Origin of the sequence: Brunnivagina elsteri CCALA 953 (genome assembly GCF_002289455.1) — a bacterium.
GTDB lineage: Bacteria > Cyanobacteriota > Cyanobacteriia > Cyanobacteriales > Nostocaceae > Brunnivagina > Brunnivagina elsteri.
The window spans coordinates 1-18,976 of record NZ_NTFS01000083.1 but is presented as its reverse complement, the minus strand read 5'-3'; the positions used below and the strand labels follow the sequence as shown (position 1 = coordinate 18,976).

At 41.2% G+C, this 18,976-nt stretch carries 10 protein-coding genes and 1 pseudogene; 6 read left to right on the top strand and 5 right to left on the bottom strand.

Translation table 11 applies throughout. The features are described 5' to 3' along the window. The 5 genes from CK510_RS09940 to CK510_RS09920 form a co-directional block, all read left to right on the top strand. A partial coding sequence (locus tag CK510_RS09940) for a baseplate J/gp47 family protein (RefSeq protein ID WP_095721550.1) occupies positions 1-2,426 on the top strand: 2,426 nt, incomplete at its 5' end. A gap of 42 nt (positions 2,427-2,468) precedes the next feature. Continuing rightward, entirely contained in the window at positions 2,469-2,954 is a 486-nt protein-coding gene (locus CK510_RS09935; RefSeq protein WP_095721548.1) for a carbohydrate-binding protein, read from the top strand. Positions 2,955-2,998: 44 nt separating this feature from the next. Next, a complete protein-coding gene (locus CK510_RS09930) occupies positions 2,999-7,030 on the top strand; it encodes a contractile injection system baseplate wedge protein (RefSeq protein WP_095721547.1) in 4,032 nt (1,343 codons plus the stop codon). A gap of 4 nt (positions 7,031-7,034) precedes the next feature. Further along, positions 7,035-11,882 (top strand): hypothetical protein, encoded by a 4,848-nt coding sequence (locus CK510_RS09925; protein ID WP_143289264.1) that lies wholly within the window; start codon positions 7,035-7,037, stop codon positions 11,880-11,882. A 118-nt stretch (positions 11,883-12,000) separates the two neighbouring features. Beyond that, positions 12,001-13,836 (top strand): eCIS core domain-containing protein, encoded by a 1,836-nt coding sequence (locus CK510_RS09920; RefSeq protein ID WP_211293148.1) that lies wholly within the window; start codon positions 12,001-12,003, stop codon positions 13,834-13,836. A 180-nt stretch (positions 13,837-14,016) separates the two neighbouring features. On the opposite strand, the gene CK510_RS09915 is transcribed toward CK510_RS09920, so the two are convergent. The 4 genes from CK510_RS09915 to CK510_RS09900 all read right to left on the bottom strand — a co-directional run bounded on the left by CK510_RS09915 (position 14,017) and on the right by CK510_RS09900 (position 15,539). Then, positions 14,017-14,352, bottom strand: a complete 336-nt coding sequence (locus CK510_RS09915) for a XisI protein (protein WP_095721545.1) — start codon at positions 14,350-14,352, stop codon at positions 14,017-14,019. Beyond that, a complete protein-coding gene (locus tag CK510_RS09910; RefSeq protein WP_095721544.1) occupies positions 14,340-14,756 on the bottom strand; it encodes a XisH family protein in 417 nt (138 codons plus the stop codon). Before CK510_RS09910 ends, CK510_RS09915 begins: the two co-directional genes overlap by 13 nt. 179 nt (positions 14,757-14,935) lie before the next feature. Further along, complete coding sequence (locus tag CK510_RS09905; protein ID WP_095721543.1) at positions 14,936-15,316, bottom strand: type II toxin-antitoxin system VapC family toxin; 381 nt, start codon at positions 15,314-15,316, stop codon at positions 14,936-14,938. Further along, positions 15,303-15,539, bottom strand: a complete 237-nt coding sequence (locus tag CK510_RS09900; RefSeq protein WP_095721542.1) for a type II toxin-antitoxin system Phd/YefM family antitoxin — start codon at positions 15,537-15,539, stop codon at positions 15,303-15,305. The genes CK510_RS09905 and CK510_RS09900 overlap by 14 nt, the downstream gene beginning before the upstream one ends. A 348-nt stretch (positions 15,540-15,887) precedes the next feature. On the opposite strand from CK510_RS09900, the gene CK510_RS09895 reads away from it, so the two are divergent. Continuing rightward, a complete protein-coding gene (locus tag CK510_RS09895; RefSeq protein WP_143289263.1) occupies positions 15,888-18,107 on the top strand; it encodes a contractile injection system tape measure protein in 2,220 nt (739 codons plus the stop codon). Between the two features lie 661 nt (positions 18,108-18,768). Here CK510_RS09895 and CK510_RS09890 read toward each other — a convergent pair. Beyond that, positions 18,769-18,976, bottom strand: a pseudogene (locus CK510_RS09890) (IS66 family transposase); the annotation flags it as partial.

Below are 18,976 nucleotides of genomic sequence, written 5' to 3'. Positions count from 1 at the left end.
CTCTAATTTTTACTTTGACCTTTGATCGAGTTCCGGTGACGCTGAAAGCTAGGGATTTACCAGATATTTTTACTGTTGATTTTAGTGGGAAAAAAGGCTGGATCACTGGGGAAATTTTGCCACCAGAAACCAGCGAAACCAGTTTAGTAGATAATATTCTGAAATTGGTGGTGAATCTCGCTGCCGATCAGGAACCAATTGATATTTACAATCCTGAACTTGATGGAGCGAAACTTCCAACAAATCAACCTGTGGGAAGATTGCAATTAAAGGATGATGTGATAATAAATGGTTTGTCTGTTTACAGTTATTTCCGCAACCTCAAACTCACCGGGTTAACTATCAGGACAAAGGAAATAGAAGTCCGTAAGCTGATACTACAAAACGATTTAGCGGTATTAGACCCCAGCAAACCGTTTCAACCCTTTGGTGTGCGACCAAAAACGAAAGCAAATTTGTACATTGGGAGTCAGGAAGTCTTTCAAAAACACTTGACTGCACTAACTATTCATCTGGAGTTAGAAAAACCCAACCCCAAGTGGTTAGAGATATATGCTGCTTATGATAGTGCTTATGATGTGGAAAACCCCGATCAATTTATTTTCAATCCAGGGAAATTAGCGGTCGCATCTCTGGGCAAAAAAATCTGGAATTCAGCTAACAATAACTTTAACCTCTTTAATAGCGCGGACATCACCCTCACTAATGAATTAGCAAATCTCAAACTTGATGCTGTCGCTAACACAGAACCTGTGGAAGCTTTCACCCCTGATAGTCAAAATGGTTTTTTACGTCTCCAACTAACTGAGAGTGATTTTCTCCATGACGAATACCCTACCGTCATAGCGCGTCAAGTTTTGGCTGCTGCGACAAATCAAACTATTTCCGTACCCGATCCTCTCCCACCAGAACAACCCACCACATCGGTTCAAAAAAGACAAGCAGTTATTGGAGCTTATTACAAAAACGATAAGAGCATCTTTAAAGTTACTTCTCCCAAATACTATGTTGAGTTTACAGACGAACCAATAATTCCCAAAGAACCTTACACACCCGTAATTCAGGAAATTTATCTCAAATACACAGCAGTAGCAGAGAAAAAAGATTGCCAGTTATTCCATCTTCACCCATTTGATGGATTTGCTAATTGGGATGAGAAAAAACCCGATTTTTTACCGCAATTTACCAATGAGGGGGAATTACTCATCGGATTGGAAAAACTCGATCCACCCACAGCGTTACCATTGCTGTTCCAGGTGGTGGAAGAAAGTGCTGACACAAATTTGTCCAAGACAGAAGTAGAGTGGTACTACCTCCAAAATAATACCTGGATTTCTTTAAGCGATCGCATCGTCAGTGATTTGACCAATGGGTTAATTACTTCTGGGATCATCAACTTGGGAATTCCTGAGAATATTAACAAGAATAATACTATCCTCGATCCCAATTTATACTGGATCAAAGTCAGTGTAAAATCACGTAGTCGGGCTATTTGTAAAATTATTGATGTTCATACCCAAGCTGCAAGGGTAAGTTTTACTGATTTAGGTAACGACCCCAACCATTTAGCTACCCCGTTACCATCTGGAACCATAGCCAAATTAGCTGTCCCCACAGCAGCAGTCAAAAAAATCGAGCAACCCTATAATTCCTTTGGTGGTAAGGTTAAGGAACAACCAAATCATTTTTATACCCGCATCAGCGAATATCTGCGCCATAAAGGTCGAGCTGTCACCATCTTCGATTATGAGCGGTTGGTGTTGGAAAAATTCCCGGAAATTAATCAGGTTCGCTGTATCAACCACGGACAGGTAGATACTAACAAGCAGTTTCAGGAACTGGTACCAGGTGCTGTGACTTTGGTGGTGATTCCGACACTTTCCCAGCATAGTAGCTTCCAGGAATTGGAACCCAAGGTAAATATTAATTTGCTAGAGAAAATTCAGGAATACTTACTCAGTTTAAGTTCTCCTTGGGCAGATATTCAGATTGTGAATCCCACATACGAGCATATTCAGGTGGAATTTACGGTCAAATTTAAATCACCATACGACAGTAACTTTGGCTATTATCGCCGGGAATTACAGCAAGGAATTACCAATTTTCTCACACCTTGGACAGTTGATCCCCAGGCAGAAATTCGTTTTGGAGGTGTTATTTACCGTTCTTCAGTTCTCAATTTTCTCGAACAGCAATATTACGTTGACTATGTTATGGATTTCCAACTACACCATGAAAATCAACGTGATGTCCGAGATGCGATCGCATCAACAGTCCGTTCCTTACTCACCTCGGTTTCCCTCACAAGCACTGGTCAAACCCACATCATTAATGAAGCAAGTACACTTACTACTAATCCAAAAATCTTCTCTGGAACTCTGGGTTATGAGGCATTAGGAAACATAACTTTACAACCAGGGACATGAACTAAACACTAGAAACAACAATCATAAACCCAATTTTTAACTATGTTAAGTACATCTGTGAATACAACTAACCTGAAAAATCGTAACGAACTCAAGAGTTTATTCAAAAATAATACTCATCTGTCAGCATCCCATTTTGCCGAATTGATTATTTCGCTGCTAAATAAAAAAGAGGATAAATTTCATGGGGTTTGGAAACCTGGACAATCCTACCAAAAAGGCGATGTTGTTCATTATCAAGGTGTACTCTGGGAAATGATCACCGATCAGGAAATCTGCGCCAAAGATGGAGAGGAACCACATAAAAATCATAACTGGAAATCGCAACTTCGGGAACTGGAACAGAAAGTAGATAAAATACGCTTGGATTTGGAAACCTTGAGTAAGGAATTTACTGAGTATAAACAGCAGATGGACTTGCGTTGGCAACAATTGCTGAAATACCTGACATTGTTGAGTTTGGGAATTGCGATCGCACTTGTGTGGTTATTTAGTAGTGCGATTTATCACCTCTTCTTTGCAGGATAAAAACCAGTATTTTTCCCCATTTCCCTTTCCCCCATAAAAAAACCATGCTGGAATATCCAAGTATCTCGAAACGCAAGCCGGAATTTCCCAATTACCTCAATTTTCAAACCCTACGGGAAATTGGGATTAAACACCTGCAAGCTCTATCTGGTAAACTCTGGACAGACTATAATCTGCATGATCCGGGTGTGACGATCTTGGAGGTGCTATGTTATGCTGTCACGGATTTGGGCTATCGTAATAACTTAGATATTGAAGATTTATTAGCACTAAATCCAGGCGATTCTCAACAAAAAGAGAATAACTTTTTTACCCCCGATGAAATCCTCACCTGTAACCCAGTCACCGTTCTGGATGTCCGCAAGCGTCTCATTGATATTCCCGGTATCCGTAATGCTTGGGTAGAAAAACTGACAGCAAAAGTCACAACTTATCATCCACCTATTTATATAGATTATGTAAATAGCCAACTGTTGCACAATCCTCCAAATGATCAAACCTCGGAGAATTCACCCTGTCTACATCCTCGTGGACTTTATACTGTTTATATTGACCTGGATCTGGCATCCCGCAAAAATGCCTGCGGACAGATTTTCCGTTCTTGGTCAGATATCCTCGATGAAGTTAAAGCGGTTCTATGTAGCTATCGCAATCTCTGCGAAGATGTTTACGATATTGTGGTTTTGGGTGAAGAAGAAATTGGGTTATGTAGCGATATTGAGCTAGAAACTAATGCTGATGCAGAAGATGTACTGGTAGATATTTATGTAAAATTACAGTCATTATTGTCACCTCGCCTAACTTTCTATACTCTACAAGAGTTGCTAGACAAAGGTAAAAGCATAGATGAAATCTTTCCTGGTAGACCTTCCGTGGGACAAGAAAGCTATAAGAGTCATGGCTTTATTGATACTGCCGAACTGGAAGCAATTACCCCACCTGAAGTAATTTATACCTCAGATTTATACCAGGAAATTCTGAAAATCCCAGGTGTAGCAGCAGTGAGGAGATTGAGCATTGCTAACTACATCAATGGTTTAGCTCAGTCCCAAAGTCCCTGGCATCTACAACTGACGAAAGGGTATAGTCCGGTTTTGGGGATTGAACGCTCAAAAATCACCCTATTCAAGGGTTTGCTACCCATTTCAGCAGAGGCAAATGAGGTAAAACGCCGCTATTATGAACAACGGGCTGCACATATCAAAGTCATCCGCAGGGATAATGAACTGAATTTGTCTGTACCGCAGGGTAGTTATTATGACTTAGCTGACCACTATTCAATTCAGCACGATTTTCCCCTGACCTATGGCATTAGCGAAGATGGGCTACCGGAAACAGCGACTAAATTACGTAAAGCTCAAGCTCTTCAATTAAAAGGATACCTGGTATTTTTCGATCAATTACTTGCTAACTATTTAGCCCAACTTGCCCATGTACGGGATTTGTTTTCTTGGGAGGTTGATGAACTTCAGACACAGCAGAATGTTCAGGTAAATCGCCAGCCAGAAAAATGGGACACCTATTTTAGTCAGGAGTTTGATTTTCCAGACAAATCCGCCATCCTTGGCGATGATCATAAATATCTCGACTCGATTCAAGAAGAACCAGAGACTTATAGCGATCGCCGAAATCGTTTTCTTGACCATTTGTTGGGACGCTTTGCCGAGTCCTTTGCTGATTATGTGCTGCTCAACTACCGGATGATCGAGGGAAACCGGGACAAAGTTAAGGATGAAATCAAGATTATTCACGACAAAGCCCAGTTTATACGAGACTATCCGACCCTGAGCCGCGATCGCTTCCGCGCTTTTAATTACTATAATTGCCAACAGGTTTGGAACACAGAAAATGTGTCGGGTTTCCAAAAGCGGGTTTCTCGGTTACTGGGTTTTGAAGATGTGCGTCGGCGAAATCTGTGTCATTATCAGGTAGATCAAGAACCTGGAAAATTTATCTTTACTTGTGGTGTGGGGGAGCAATCATTAACTAGCAAGCAAACATACATCTCCAGAAAAGAAGCTCAAGCTGACTTAGAGAAGTTTTTGCTATTTGCTCTACATGACAATTTTTACAAAGGTTTTACCTATCGTTACTTTTATCATTACGGCTGGGAAGTTGAAGTGAAATTAGTGGATGAAGACGAAACCATCATCGCTAGATATGAACCCTACTTTTTTTCCCAAGGGGAACGAATTGCAGCTTTGAACTTCTTAAGCGAACATTTGTCAAGTCTTTTTAATGTGACAGAAGAGGATAATACTGAAGAAAGCGTTGCCACCTCTACCATTTCCCAGGTGAGTATCATTCAAATTAAACAGATAGAAGAAGAGAATTTATATTATTTCCAATTAGAGATACCATCGGCAACAAGCGAAGTAATTAAGTTTCAAGGAATTCAACGTTACTTTTCCGCAGCACTTGCTCAAAAAGCAGCGATCGCTTTACTCAAACAAAAACAAATCGCCAATAAGCAAAATTATCGCCCAATTTTGTTTCGTCAAGATAATACTGCAGAAGGGGAAACCGCTATCCCCAGCAGTGAAACGAAATTTACCCACTATGGCTATACCTTAATTGATCACCAAGGAAAGGTATTAGCAGAAAGTAGCGATCGCTTCCCCAAAGAACAAGAACGGGAAACAGCACTACAAAACTGGTTAAGTTGTCTTAAATTTAACCCAAATCAATTTCAGCACTCAGATGAGCGGTTTTTGCAGGTTGAAGAAGTGACAGGAGAAATCTCTGGTTATCGTTTCCGATTAATTGACCGGGAAGGAGTCACCCTATTACAAGGTATGCAAATATTTGAGGATGAAAATACAACCCGCGATCGCTTTTATCAAGATGTGCTGGGTGTGTTATTTGAACCAGGTGCAATTGAACCAACTACGACTCAGGAAGGTTTTGGATTTCGGGTATTAAGCCAACCACGCAATCGCCGCAGTGCAGTTGCAACTTCTCCCCAATTTTATGCCTCGGAAAGTAAAAGGGATGCAGCGATCGAACACCTGTTTTTACTAGTACGCACAGCCCATCTCAATATTACTTGGACTGGATTAGAAAACTCGTCTGACCCTACCTATATCGGTCGAATTTACGACCAAAATCAGAATATCTTACTAGAAGCAAGCCAACGCCATACTACACCGGAAACCGCTTGGGAACAAGGCGATGTTTTAATGGAACTTGCTGGGGTGGAAGTGGAATTTTCCAAAGATGGCAAGTCAGATACCAAAAATTTTCGGTTAATTGATCCAGAAATTATAGATGTAGTGTTTTTTACCTTTTGTCTCCTTATACATAGCGAGTTACACCAACTAGCATCACTAGTTATACACTACCCAGAACTTTATAGTTGGGAATTAACTAATCGGGGAAAAGACCAAATCCTGGCTACTCATTACTACAACAGCCAAGAAGAACGAAATCAATCGATCCAAACGCTACAACAATTAGTTAACGATGAGGGATTTCATCTGTTGGAGCATATTCTCCTGCGTCCTAGAAGATATAGTCCACCTGACCTAACTTTTTGGTTGAAGTGGTTTCGATATATATCCAAAAAGTCTGACCTAACACTTTTCCTATGGTTCTTGAGCATTGCTTATTACCGATTCCAGACGGTCGATAATTTTTTAACTATCTGCGTTAACAGGGATGATGCTACAAGGGGAGAACCAACCGAGTTAACCTACCAAGACCCCTATTCCTTCTGGATTACAGTAATTTTACCCTACTGGTCAGAACGCTTTCGGGATATAGATTTTCGCCGATTTGTCGAACGCACCCTGCGACTGGAAGCACCAGCCCATATCGCCTTAAAAATTGCTTGGGTGAATGTGCAACAAATGCACGAATTTGAAGTTGCCTATCACGACTGGCTAAAGGAATTAGCTTTCGATGCTAACTGCGATCGCGCTTGTAATCTCACAGGGACGCTTAATCGTCTCCTGACAATTATCCCTAAACTGCGGAATATTTATCCCCAGGGTATTTTATACGATCCCCAGGTGAGTACCACCAAAGATCAGCCCATAATTCTCAACCAGACAGCATTAGGAACTGCAAACGATTAAAGCTATGAACACTATCAACCTCACTGGCTACCCCATCTTCATGCCTAATCAGGTGTTGAAGAATAATGACCTAAATAGCCTTGTCGAGTATCTTGACGGTCAAAATCGCCTCACCCGCACCCATCTGATTGGGATGGGAATTATTGCTGGAATGGAGGTAAGTAGTAGTTATGATGATACAAGTGCAAAAATATGCATATCACCAGGATGTGGGATTACTTCGGAAGGGTATGTTATTTCTTTTCCATCAATTATCAATCTAACCCATTATCAGAATGACACAACAGTAGCATCCCAATTATTTGCACTGAGCGAAGATGCGTCATCAGCTACACCTTCTCAATATCAGGTCATTGAGCTTTTTCAGGAAAAGGCAGATAAAGCGGTATCTCTGTACCAAAATTCGGGCGAGAACCAGCGTAATCCCCAAACAGTTGCAGATTTTATCAGCGATCGCGTCTTGGTGGTGGTGTGTGAAACTCAGGATACCCAAAGTGATTTTTGTTTACTTGAATATGACGAACTAAGTAAATACCGCAATTTTCGCTGGCGATTTTTTCTCATTCCCCGTGTCCCTCAGGCAGAAAATCCTCTGCGAATTAGTGCAGAAACCTTACTAACAAAAACTTATCAGATTCTGGAACAGCCTTGGAAAGGGTTTCCCCCTGAAGTAATTTTTGCTGCACGTAATCACTTTCTCCAAGAGTTTGATCAGGAGGCTAAAAAATTTCAAGATTTTGCTCCCCAGGTGCAGCGATTTGGCTATGTGGAAGCGAAAAACAGCGTTGATTTGACTGAAATTAAGGACTATCAATCTTTCCGGGACAACTACTACCAGATTTGCAAAAATGCGATCGCCGTAATTGGTAAGTCTTTTCCCAAGCTGTTTTGGCTGTTCTCTCCATTTTTGACTACTTTTCAACGGAATTTGCTAGAGGACTTTAAGCAGTTACAGGAAAACCTGGAAAAACGACTAGAGGACTTTAAGCAGTTACGGAAAAATGAAGCAACGGTTTCCTCAGAAAAAGTTGAACCTCCGGAACCCATCTATGCATTGCAATATTTTTACGATTATCTCAGTCAGCTAGTTGCTGCTTACAACGAATTAGCTGAGACTGCTTTTGACTTGATGGATGATTACCCCCCTGAAACTCGAAGGTTTCCCAAGTTTCTCATGTTGGGGCTTGTTCCATCAAAATCACCAGTAGCAACCGAACCGAATCAAGAATATACACTTACTTCCCCCTATCGCAGCCATTTTACCCAACCTCCGATTTACAATAGCAATCAGGTTCGCGCTCAACAAGTTCGCTATCTGTATGAACGCCTTTTAAAATTGTCTGCCAAAGAAAGTTTTTCTCTGCTACCGTTTTATGATACACCCGTAAAAATCACACCCAGTCAAGATCGATCCGCACCCCTAAGCAAACAAGCAATCCCCTACTACCTGGATTATTTCAACCTATATAAATACTGGAACTATGATGCTTACCGCAAAGGAAGAAGCGATCGCCATCCTGCTTATTTTCGCCCACAGCAGGAGTCGGCAGCAAATTCCCTTGTTTTCAATGATCTAATCTATCGGCTGGATGCCTCTAATTTTTATCGAATTGAGGGGCATATTGGCAAGGCTAACGACGATGCATTTAAACGGATTCAGGACTACAAACAACGATATAGTCTAGCCTTTGATGTCATTACCCTGAAACTTGGTAGCCAAGCTAGTCTCCAAGACCTAAATATTACTGGTCAATTTGATGATTTGGAAGCAGATTTTCGCCACATACAGACTGCTTTCCAAAAACTTTGGAATCAGTCTTCAAATGTATTGTCAAGCAATGTATTTTTGCAAACACTCAAACAGCATTTCTTTGATAAACCGGGTCTAACTGCCATCGACGACAGCCAACTATCTAATGATAATGATATTTTGGATATTGCCCGGAAAGCTGAAGCCTATGAATTTATCCAAGATGATACAGACCAAAAATTTAAGTTATATGTGCGAGAAGTAAATAATACCAATATTTCCCCTATTGCCCGTTACGTTACTCAAGTTCCCAACACTGAGGGAAATAGCCTCAACGACTTCAATGACTTGATTATCGATTTTTCCGGACTTGCTAGTGATGTAATTGAACAGGAAAAACAGCGTATCATCAACGAAATAGTAGACCGTCTTTCTCTACGTGAAGTTACTTGTGATTTAGTTATTGATGCATCGAGTAACACAGCAAAATATCATCTCCAGCTTTCCAGAAAAGATATAGTTAACCTACCATCTCCTCTTCTCCAGTATTCCCCAGTTTTACTTTCTTTGAATCATTTTCCTGCCAGCTTTAGTGGAGATGAGGAACTCACCGAACAGCAGGAATTTCCAGACTTTGAGACTCTTTATAGTTTATTGCGTGAACTCAAGCGACTGATCAAAGTTTATCGACAGCGATTGGAAAAACTAATGAAGTTGCATTTGTTCCCTAAATTTGCTCAACAGCATCCTGGTATGGAACATTTAGGTGGAGTACCGAAAGGTGGCACATTTGTTTTAGTCTATGTAGATGGCAAAGAAGTTGATGAACTGTTAGCTGCTGACAAAGAACCTGCAATTCATAAGTTACGCAGCTTACGCATGGAGGAGATTCAGAAATCAGTCGCTTTACCACCAGATTTATATCAAGAGAAAACCAGTAACTGGGAGAAGCTATTCAACGAATTGCGAAACCGGAAAGATATTGTCGTGGCAGATTTTTGTTTGCCTTACCGCTGTAGTAGCGACGCACCAGCAGTCAATTACATATTAGCGCGATCGCGTCCGATTATTTTGCTAGAGAAAACAGTTTTCTGCGAAGACGATGATCGCAAGTATGAGTTTACCCTGGAACCGGAGGGAGGTACAGTCAGGGGAAAAGGAGTTGTGTTTGAGGGTTCAAAACAACTTTTTCAACCCAGTAGCATTGATCAAGCTAGTCGGGATGATTTAGCCAAGGGATTAGAAGTGGCAATTACTTTTGCCTACGCAGTAGATGAAACCTACGATACCCTAACTATAACTGTTTATCCCCTACCAAGACCTAATTTATCAGTTAGCAATGGGCAAAAATTCTGTCACAATTCAGCACCTGTAGAAATTAATTTGGCTGATGGGACACCTGAAAATATAGAGTTAGTTCAGGTCAATATTAACGGAACAGAAACAAAAACTCTCAATCCCAACCAATATGCAACCGGAAGCGAACCAGAAACAGTCACAATTACAGCATTGATTCGCAATCTCCAAACCAAATGTGAAAATACCCTCACCCCCACAGTAGTAATTAACCCCCTACCAAAAGCTGAGTTATCAATCTTCGAGGGAGAAAACTTCTGTCACAATGCAGAACCCGTAGAAATTAAGCTCGCTGATGGGACACCTGAAAATATAGAGTTAGTTCAGGTCAATATTAACGGAACAGAAACAAAAACTCTCAATCCCAACCAATATGCAACCGGAAGCGAACCAAAAACAGTCACAATTACAGCATTGATTCGCGATCGCCAAACCAAGTGCGAAAATACCCTCACTCGCACAGTTACAATTAATCCGTTACCAAAAGCTGAGTTATCAATCTTGGAGGGACAAAACTTCTGTCACAATGCAGAACCCGTAGAAATTAAGCTAGCTGATGGGACATCTGAAAATATAGAGTTAGTTCAGGTCAATATTAACGGAACAGAAACAAAAACTCTCAATCCCAGTCAATATGCAACCGGAAGCGAACCAGAAACAGTCACAATTACAGCACTAATTCGCAACCAACAAACTCAATGCGAAAATACCCTCACCCGTACAGTTACTATTAACCCCTTACCGCAAGCTGATTTCCAAGCAGAAATTACCAATATCAGCGACAGTGGGTTTTCTGTGCGCGTCTTTGATATTCAACCAGCCGAGGAAACATTTTTTACCTTCGACTGGGAACATGACGGTATTCCCAATGTTAGCAACCCTGGTAACATTGAGTTCATCATCAGCTATAACTATGATCCTGATACTTGGAACGCTGATGCCGAAAAATCTATCACCCTGCGCGTGCAAACACCGCCTGAACTCGGTAGTTGTACTAGTGAGCCGGTCACAAAAACTATTCCTATTCCCCTTCGTGGCGTACAAGGATTTAATTTACTAACCATTAGCAATAATGAAATAATTAACACCACCACCCTGGAACGCGATCGCACGTTCAATGTATCTGACTTTAACCCCAACAATGAATATGCGATCGCATGTGTAACTATCCCCGCAACGGTAGGTAGTGTAATATTTACTTATACTGCTCCTAATGCGGATGCTGAGAACCTGCAAGCAATCGCTCCCCCCTACCTTCTAATCTGGCAACCAACTGTAGGCATCCATCAAATTACAGCACAAGCCTCTAGGGAAATAAATAGCGATCGCTTGGAGGGAACTGCTTCCACTGTGACTATTCAGATTAATGACGATAATAACGGCGAACCCGAACTCATCCCCAACGAACCTGAACCCAAATCGTTTACATTACCGAACCGCTTGCGTGTATTATTTGAGCCAAGCGATCAGGATATCAGCGAATTCAAATTGATTAATCACGAGGACACAATCAAACCAAGTCAGGTATTAGTTCTCGAACAACCCCATCTTGAAAAGTGGAGACAAAGGGAAACAACCAGAGACAAAAACTTGATTTTTTCAGCACTAACTAGGCAAAGTCAACTTGGTAAATTATTAGTTATAAGTGCAGCAAGCTTGCTGTTAATTGCCGGGTGGACTTACAGCATTGCGAGACAGAGCCAAAACCAACAAAACTCACAACCATCATCGAATTTGAGATTTTAAACACCTTCGCTTGCGTTCAGTCCAAGCTTGTATTTTTAGCAAACTCTAGAGACATAAAAACCGTCTTTCTCAGTTTAGTCGCTACCCACCTTAAAACATATTCTGCCAGAGGAAAATTATGAAAACGAACGAGAACCAAAAAAGTACAAATCATCAGCCAGCAGCACAAAAACCTTTTTTCGGGGCTACGCCAGGTCATGCTTTTTTCTCGGCAGAAAGGGCAGCATCTCCACCATTTTTCCAACCCAAGGCAATCTCACCATCAGCCATTCAAGCTAAATTTGCTACCAGTGAAGCAGAGGACATAACTCAGCCATTAGTGCAACAAATGCCCGCCTTTGAAAGCGAAATCACGGCGAATGGAGGGGTACAGAGAAAGCTGATTAACTCGCCAGCATTACCAATACAGGCAAAGTTCACCATTGGGGAGCCAGGGGATAAGTACGAACAGGAAGCAGATCGGGTGGCATCCCAAGTGGTGGAACAGATCAATGCACCAGTTTCAGCCCAGCCAACACAAGGAGAATCGTTACAGCGTCAGGAAGAACCGGAAGAGGAATTGCAGGCTAAACCTGAAATTACAACGCTCCAAAGGATGGAAGAAAAGCCGGAGGAACTTCAAGCTAAATCAACCTTACAGCTTCAGGAAGCGATCGCAGGAGGGGAAGCTTCATCGGATTTGACATCTGCCATTAATAGTGATAGGGGAAGTGGACAATCTTTAGAAGCAGGGCTGCAACGGTCAATGGGGCAGGCGATGGGGGCGGATTTTAGTGGGGTGAAGGTACATACAGATACTCAGGCTGACCAGTTAAATCAATCGATTCAGGCGAGGGCGTTTACCACGGGGCAGGATGTGTTCTTTCAGCAGGGGGAATATAATCCTGGGAGTCGAGGCGGGCAGGAATTGATTGCCCATGAGCTTACACACGTTGTGCAGCAGAATGGGGGGGGGCGCAAGCAAACCGTTATGCCAAGCAATAAAATACCGCAAAACATGATTCAGCCCCAATGGACTCATGCAGAAGTAACGAAAGAGTCTGGTGCTGCAGTTCATAAATATAAAACAAGTAAAAAAGGAGAGGTTAGCGTCAAAAAAGGTGGATTGTTGGGGGGAGGGAAGTTACTCACTGTTCCAAAAGGCGATTTTTTGTGGGTTGATCCTGAAAACAAGGAGGGTGAGTATGTTTTGGGAGCTTATCCACTAAAACAAACAAAAGAACCGAGAAAAGAAGGCTATATTAACGAACAAAACTTTAAAGAAGTTCAATGGTTTAAAGACGTTTTGCTAGCACGATCCTTACTTGATAGATATATAAACACCCATAAAGTACAGCAACACATCAAAGAAGAAAGCGAATTCCAAGAATCAACGAGACAAGGTATGGGGGGATTGTTTGCTGCGATAAACAAGAACAGAGACAAGGGAACGAAGGGATTTTTCGACGAAGGAGGTAAGATGAAGGATCCAATGCAAGATATTGAACATTGGAAAGAAATGGGAGAGAAATTAACAGTTAAACCTGAAAGCGAAGAAGGTGAATTGATTCCAATGACCTGTGATCAATCAACTGCGATCATTATTTCGACATTAGCGGAAAATGCAGACTTCATTTCATCTTTGACGGTGATAAAGCAAGGAGATCCCAAGCAGCATGGACATTGGTATGTGTTGGCCAATAGAGATCCTGAAGCGGGATCTCCTACATATGGTGAACGGTTAAATCCAGGGGAATTTATAATTGATATCTGGGGGTCATTGCGATTGAAAGAAGAAAATCCGGGCATCGAAACGGTTGTACATACGGCAGGTGCTAATGCCGTGTTTAATGCGGCAGTCATTACAAAAGATCAAGAGGGAAGAGGTGAGGAGTATGTCAAACAGAAAGAGGCTGAACAAAATATGTTGAAAGTGATGTTAAATGTAGGAAAAAAAGGGGAAGAAAATCAGTAAAAGTAAATATATAGTGCGATCGCTCTTGTCGGGTACGTTGATGAAATGTAACGCACCATGTTTTTATGTTTCTTTCTGTGCGTTACGCTGACGCTTTAGCATAGCCATGCCCGGAGGAGATTGCGAAAAAAGCGATCGCCTTTTATTCTCGAATCTTGAAACAACTGTTAATAGCTCAAATCAAATCACAGCATAATCTGTATATTGCCGCATTTCAGGCGCTTGAAATCCCAGCACAATATTTTCCTTTGGAATACCCTGCTCAACTAGCTCTTGAGCCACTCGCATTTCCGTCATATTCTGCTCAACCCAAACTTTTCCTTTTTTAATATCCAAATGTAAAACACAACCATAAACCCGCCGATGACCATCCCAGCCCACATTCATCACCTGATAATGATCTTGCTGCGTATCAAAAACTGTATAGCAATCAATCAGCCCATTCGCAATCGGAATTGCTGCATAATCTGTTAACAGCGACTGAATAATTTGACGATAAGAATCTAGGATATCCATTGCACGATTACCTCTTTGATCGGGTCATAAATAATCAATTTAATCTCATATCTTTCCAATGAGATTTGCGAAAACTCTCTCTTAAAAAAAGCTTCATAGGTAATCACGGGTACAGCTAAATATAGAATACGCATTGAATCAATAATTTCTAAAGCCAATCGGTAATTCAAAAACTGTCCCAGCGCAGCATGATAATCCGTCAACGGAGAATCGCCTAAGAACGTTTTGATCTCAACTGCAATCTTCTCCTGCCCCCGCTCTGCCGCTAATAACTGCTCCGCTCCTAAATCAATCTCAAACTTAGTGCCACCCACATCAAGGCGTAACGGATCATCCGTTATCAACCACTGCTCCTTCTCTAGAGCAATCCGAACCACAGCATGAAATTTGTCCTTAGCTGCCATTCTTGCTTTTCACCCTATCTTTACAACTAATTGTAATGCGATCGCGTTTCGTGGAACGATGGGATTTTAAATGCGATCGCTCGTAGGTTGGGTTGAGGCACAAAACCCAACAAACTCAACAAACTAGACATTTTTTGATGTGCGATCGCCTAATCTATAAAATTGATACAATGCGAGTTTTAATCATACCATTTTGCATACAGATAATTATTCAGAATATTTTGGTCTTTGCTCAGTAATATGTTGTTATTTAACAGAGCATTTGCCGTGATAATCCGGTCGAAAGGGTCACGAGTCCAAGTAATCGTTAAACTAATGCTAATAATATTATTAAAGTTTTTATTACATATCTTTAAGCCAATTTGCTCAGACAGATTAGTAATAATCACATCTGGCTCATCGGTAATACGTTTTATCTCATATAAATACTGTAGCTCTAATCGAACAATTGCCGAAACATAAACTTCATTGTCATTGATTAAAGTTTTAGCAATATCAGTTAATTTATCTGTCAAACCAGAATATAGCCATACTACTACATGAGTATCAAGATAAATCAATATTAAGCTCCTGCTCCCAACTAATATTAACTAAATCATCTGGATTTCCTTGAATAACATCAGCTTTAAAAGTCAAATTGCTCAGTTTATCTTTTTTTTCTACAGGAACAATTTTTAACAACTTTCCATTTTTGCTGATTTCTAGTGGAATACCTGTTTCTAGTACCTCATCCAGCAGACGATCAATATTATTACTCAATTCCGATAGTGTAACCTTCTTCATTGTGTTCCTTAAAGATTCACATTGTCTTATGAGTGTACATATCATAGCAAAAATTCTTCCCGAACCCTGAAGATGATTATGGAATGTAGCAACAATGTCTCAACGTCGATAGTTTTGTCGATGTTGTTGAAAGCTTGCGCGAGGTAAGTCGTTCGCTTTTGCGGTTTGAGTAAAACTACATTTGGCACGGAATGCGATCGCGCAAATTTGGTTGTTATGATGCCATTGGTTTGAGAATGCGAAAAATTATATATTTTTAGCGCGATCGCACGTAGCGACTGTCTTAATAGTCTTGCTAATTCGTAGCTTACCGTAGGTATCGCTCATATATTATGGTGGTTGATGAGATTGCGATCGCTGATCTTGAAGTGCGATCGCATAAAACGTATAATCCTATTTCCTATTTTCCCTATGAGCAAACAACGTCACATAATTGGACGAACTGTACTAGAACTCGATACCAACCAATTAGCTGATGTATGGAGTTTACAGGAAGATGTGAGTCGCTTGTTTCAGCAGCAGGGTTTGGAGGAAATAGCGCGTTTATTCGACCAATTGGTAACAGACGAGGAAGTAGTACGATTAGATCAACTGGTAGTGGAAATTGGCTACATTGATCGCCGATTTTTAGCTGATGAATTTATACATAAATTACTAGCTGCTCTCAGGGAGGCTTTAGGCGATCGCTTGACGGATCGGTTACTCCACCAGTCAGCAAATGAAAAAATTATCTGCGATCGCACTGGTTCAGATTGGGAGGTATTGCTATACTTTTTACGCTTTGGTCGTCTGCCTTGGTGGTGTCCAAATCACAGTTGGCAATCCTGGTTACCGCGCTGGTCAGCAGTCATGCAAAGTGATACCAATTGGCAACAAAATCTGCGGAAATTACTGATAAATCATCCAGCCACACAACAACGCCTAGTTGAACAGTTCCCAGAATCCTTCCGGCATCAGCTAATATTGCAGTTACAGCCCACCTGGATAAATTGGCACACCCTACTGACCCAAGCAAAACAATTGGTACAGTCCTTGGAATTGGGTAGGGATGCTGGGCGATACCTAGAGCGGCAAGCTTGGCTACTACTGCTAGAGGAAATTCGTACTGATAACGCGCCGACAAGACCATTCCCCACCACCTGGAATGGCAGATGGTTAGCACAACTCATGCAAATGGTAGATAAGAGGCAGAGGGCAGGCGAGCAGGGAGCAGGGGAGGAAATCCTTTGGCAAAGGCTACGCACTAATATTGATGCGGTATCTCCTGGGGAAAGAAATCTGTGGTTGAGTGCCTATAATCAGGTGCTAAATATGGCAGATATGGCAGCGACTTCGCCAGCGCCAGAGAATAGCCCAGCGCGTCCTCAAACAGATTGGGAAGTATTACTGTACTTTTTACAGTATGGTCGTTTACCTTGGACGCAAAAATCAGAGGATTATCAAGACTGGCTACCCCGTTGGGAAACTGTCATCCAAACAGAAACCGCTTGGCAGATGCCTTTACGTGAATTACTGAGAAGCAATGTAGTAACACGACAAAGCTTAGTCAACCAGTTACCAGAAAGTTTACGACATCAGATCGTATTGCAGCTACAGCCAATTTGGACGAATTGGCACACCCTGCTAGTACAAGCTAAACAATTAATGCAGTCTTTGAACCTAAGAAGCGATCACTTGGTGGAGCAAGCGTGGCTGCTACTTTTCACTGAAATTGGCACAGATAACACACCACTTAGACCCTTACCAATAGAGATTTGGACTCAGAAATGGCTAGTCCAGTTAGTCCAAATCTGGCTAGAAACACCAGAATTTAATCGATTTGAACAAGTCGAATTAACACAGGAAAAACGTTTTGATTCTCCAGAAACCACAAGCCAAGTCTTATACCAAAACCTACGTACTACCATTGGCACATTCCCAATAGCCGAACATTCCCCTTGGTTGAGCGCACTCGATCAAATCCCAACAACTACATCAAATAACATTTCACTATCGGGAAACTGGCGGGAAACTCCAATTTTGCAGGCTGATAACAACTCCGTATTATCAAGCGACGAAGAAACTGCGGGGCTGTACATCTCCCAAGCGGGGCTGGTGTTGTTGCATCCGTTTATACGCTTATATCTGGAAGCAGTCGGGTTATTGGATGGTGAATCTTTTCGCGATGAATCGGCACAACAAATGGCGATATACTTACTGTATTACCTAGCGACAAAGCAAACCGATGCACCCGAATACGAACTGGTGTTACCAAAATTACTCTGTGGCTGGTCGCTAAATCAGCCAGTGGTGCGGGGGTTAGATTTACCATCATCAGCACTAGAAGAAGGTGAAAAACTATTACAAACAGTCATTACCTATTGGCAAACCCTGAAAAGCACTAGTCCCGATGGACTGCGGGAAGGCTTTTTACAACGGGAGGGTAAACTCACACGTAGTGGAGACGGAAACTGGAAACTCCAAGTCGAACAACAGGCGGTCGATATTTTGCTGGGTAGCCTGCCCTGGGGACTAAGTATGGTAACTTTGCCCTGGATGGAGGGACTTTTGATTGTGGAATGGCACTAAGGAATGAGGATTTAATAACCTACAACTTTTGATTTGATTTGGAACCCACATTCCGCACCTCAACTGTCACAATCGGTAATCACTGAAATAAATCTATCAAATAAGAATAAAATAATACTTTTTATTGAATAAAGACATCACAAAACAGGTAATTGCCTTGATTTAAGCTAACCAACTGATTCTCAATAAGTAGCAATAATGGGGAAATATATGTTTTGTTATAATCGATAAATAAACATCTATGCTTGCTTGTGGTTATTGATAGCATCATTGATAAATAAGCATGTAAAGGAATATAATTAGACATAGTTATTTAGAGCTATTAATATAAAAAAATAGCTAAACTATGCAGAATTTAATAATTATAAAAAAGGCAATTTTAACAATAATTATGTGACTATTTGATAGTAACGATGACAATCTTGAGGAAATAGCTTCAGAATAAAATCTCTATCTTGATTCCAATTAGAAACTTGTGTTTGATGATTAAAGGTAACAAGATGAATTGCTTGAAAACCCTGAAATATCCACTTTAATGTAGGTAATCGATCACGGGCGATCGCAAATTACAAGAGAATGAAACCCTAGTGTTTTCAAGAGTTATAGGTCACAAGATGAAGGTAATATGTGAATTGAAATAAGGGAATAACTTCGTAGGTTTTTAGCAGCTTTTTTGACAGCAAGTTCTATCGACAGGAATTTGGGGAAGTAAACTAGGAGTTGGTTGATTGTGACGCTTAGAACTAACTGCTTGAGTCATAAATTCCAAGACATTTCGACGTTGGGACTTTAGGGTAGTAACAACGGTCAACATTCTAGCAACGAAATTACTACCAGCTTTTGTTTGAGAACCAAAACTGGTACGTCTC

Excerpts from the sequence above, each read along its gene's own strand:
- CK510_RS09900 (WP_095721542.1), bottom strand. The coding sequence starts at position 15,539 with ATGAAGAAGGTTACACTATCGGAATTGAGTAATAATATTGATCGTCTG.
- CK510_RS09935 (WP_095721548.1), top strand. The coding sequence starts at position 2,469 with ATGTTAAGTACATCTGTGAATACAACTAACCTGAAAAATCGTAACGAA.
- CK510_RS09915 (WP_095721545.1), bottom strand. The coding sequence starts at position 14,352 with ATGGATATCCTAGATTCTTATCGTCAAATTATTCAGTCGCTGTTAACA.
- CK510_RS09930 (WP_095721547.1), top strand. The coding sequence starts at position 2,999 with ATGCTGGAATATCCAAGTATCTCGAAACGCAAGCCGGAATTTCCCAAT.
- CK510_RS09920 (WP_211293148.1), top strand. The coding sequence starts at position 12,001 with ATGAAAACGAACGAGAACCAAAAAAGTACAAATCATCAGCCAGCAGCA.
- CK510_RS09925 (WP_143289264.1), top strand. The coding sequence starts at position 7,035 with ATGAACACTATCAACCTCACTGGCTACCCCATCTTCATGCCTAATCAG.
- CK510_RS09910 (WP_095721544.1), bottom strand. The coding sequence starts at position 14,756 with ATGGCAGCTAAGGACAAATTTCATGCTGTGGTTCGGATTGCTCTAGAG.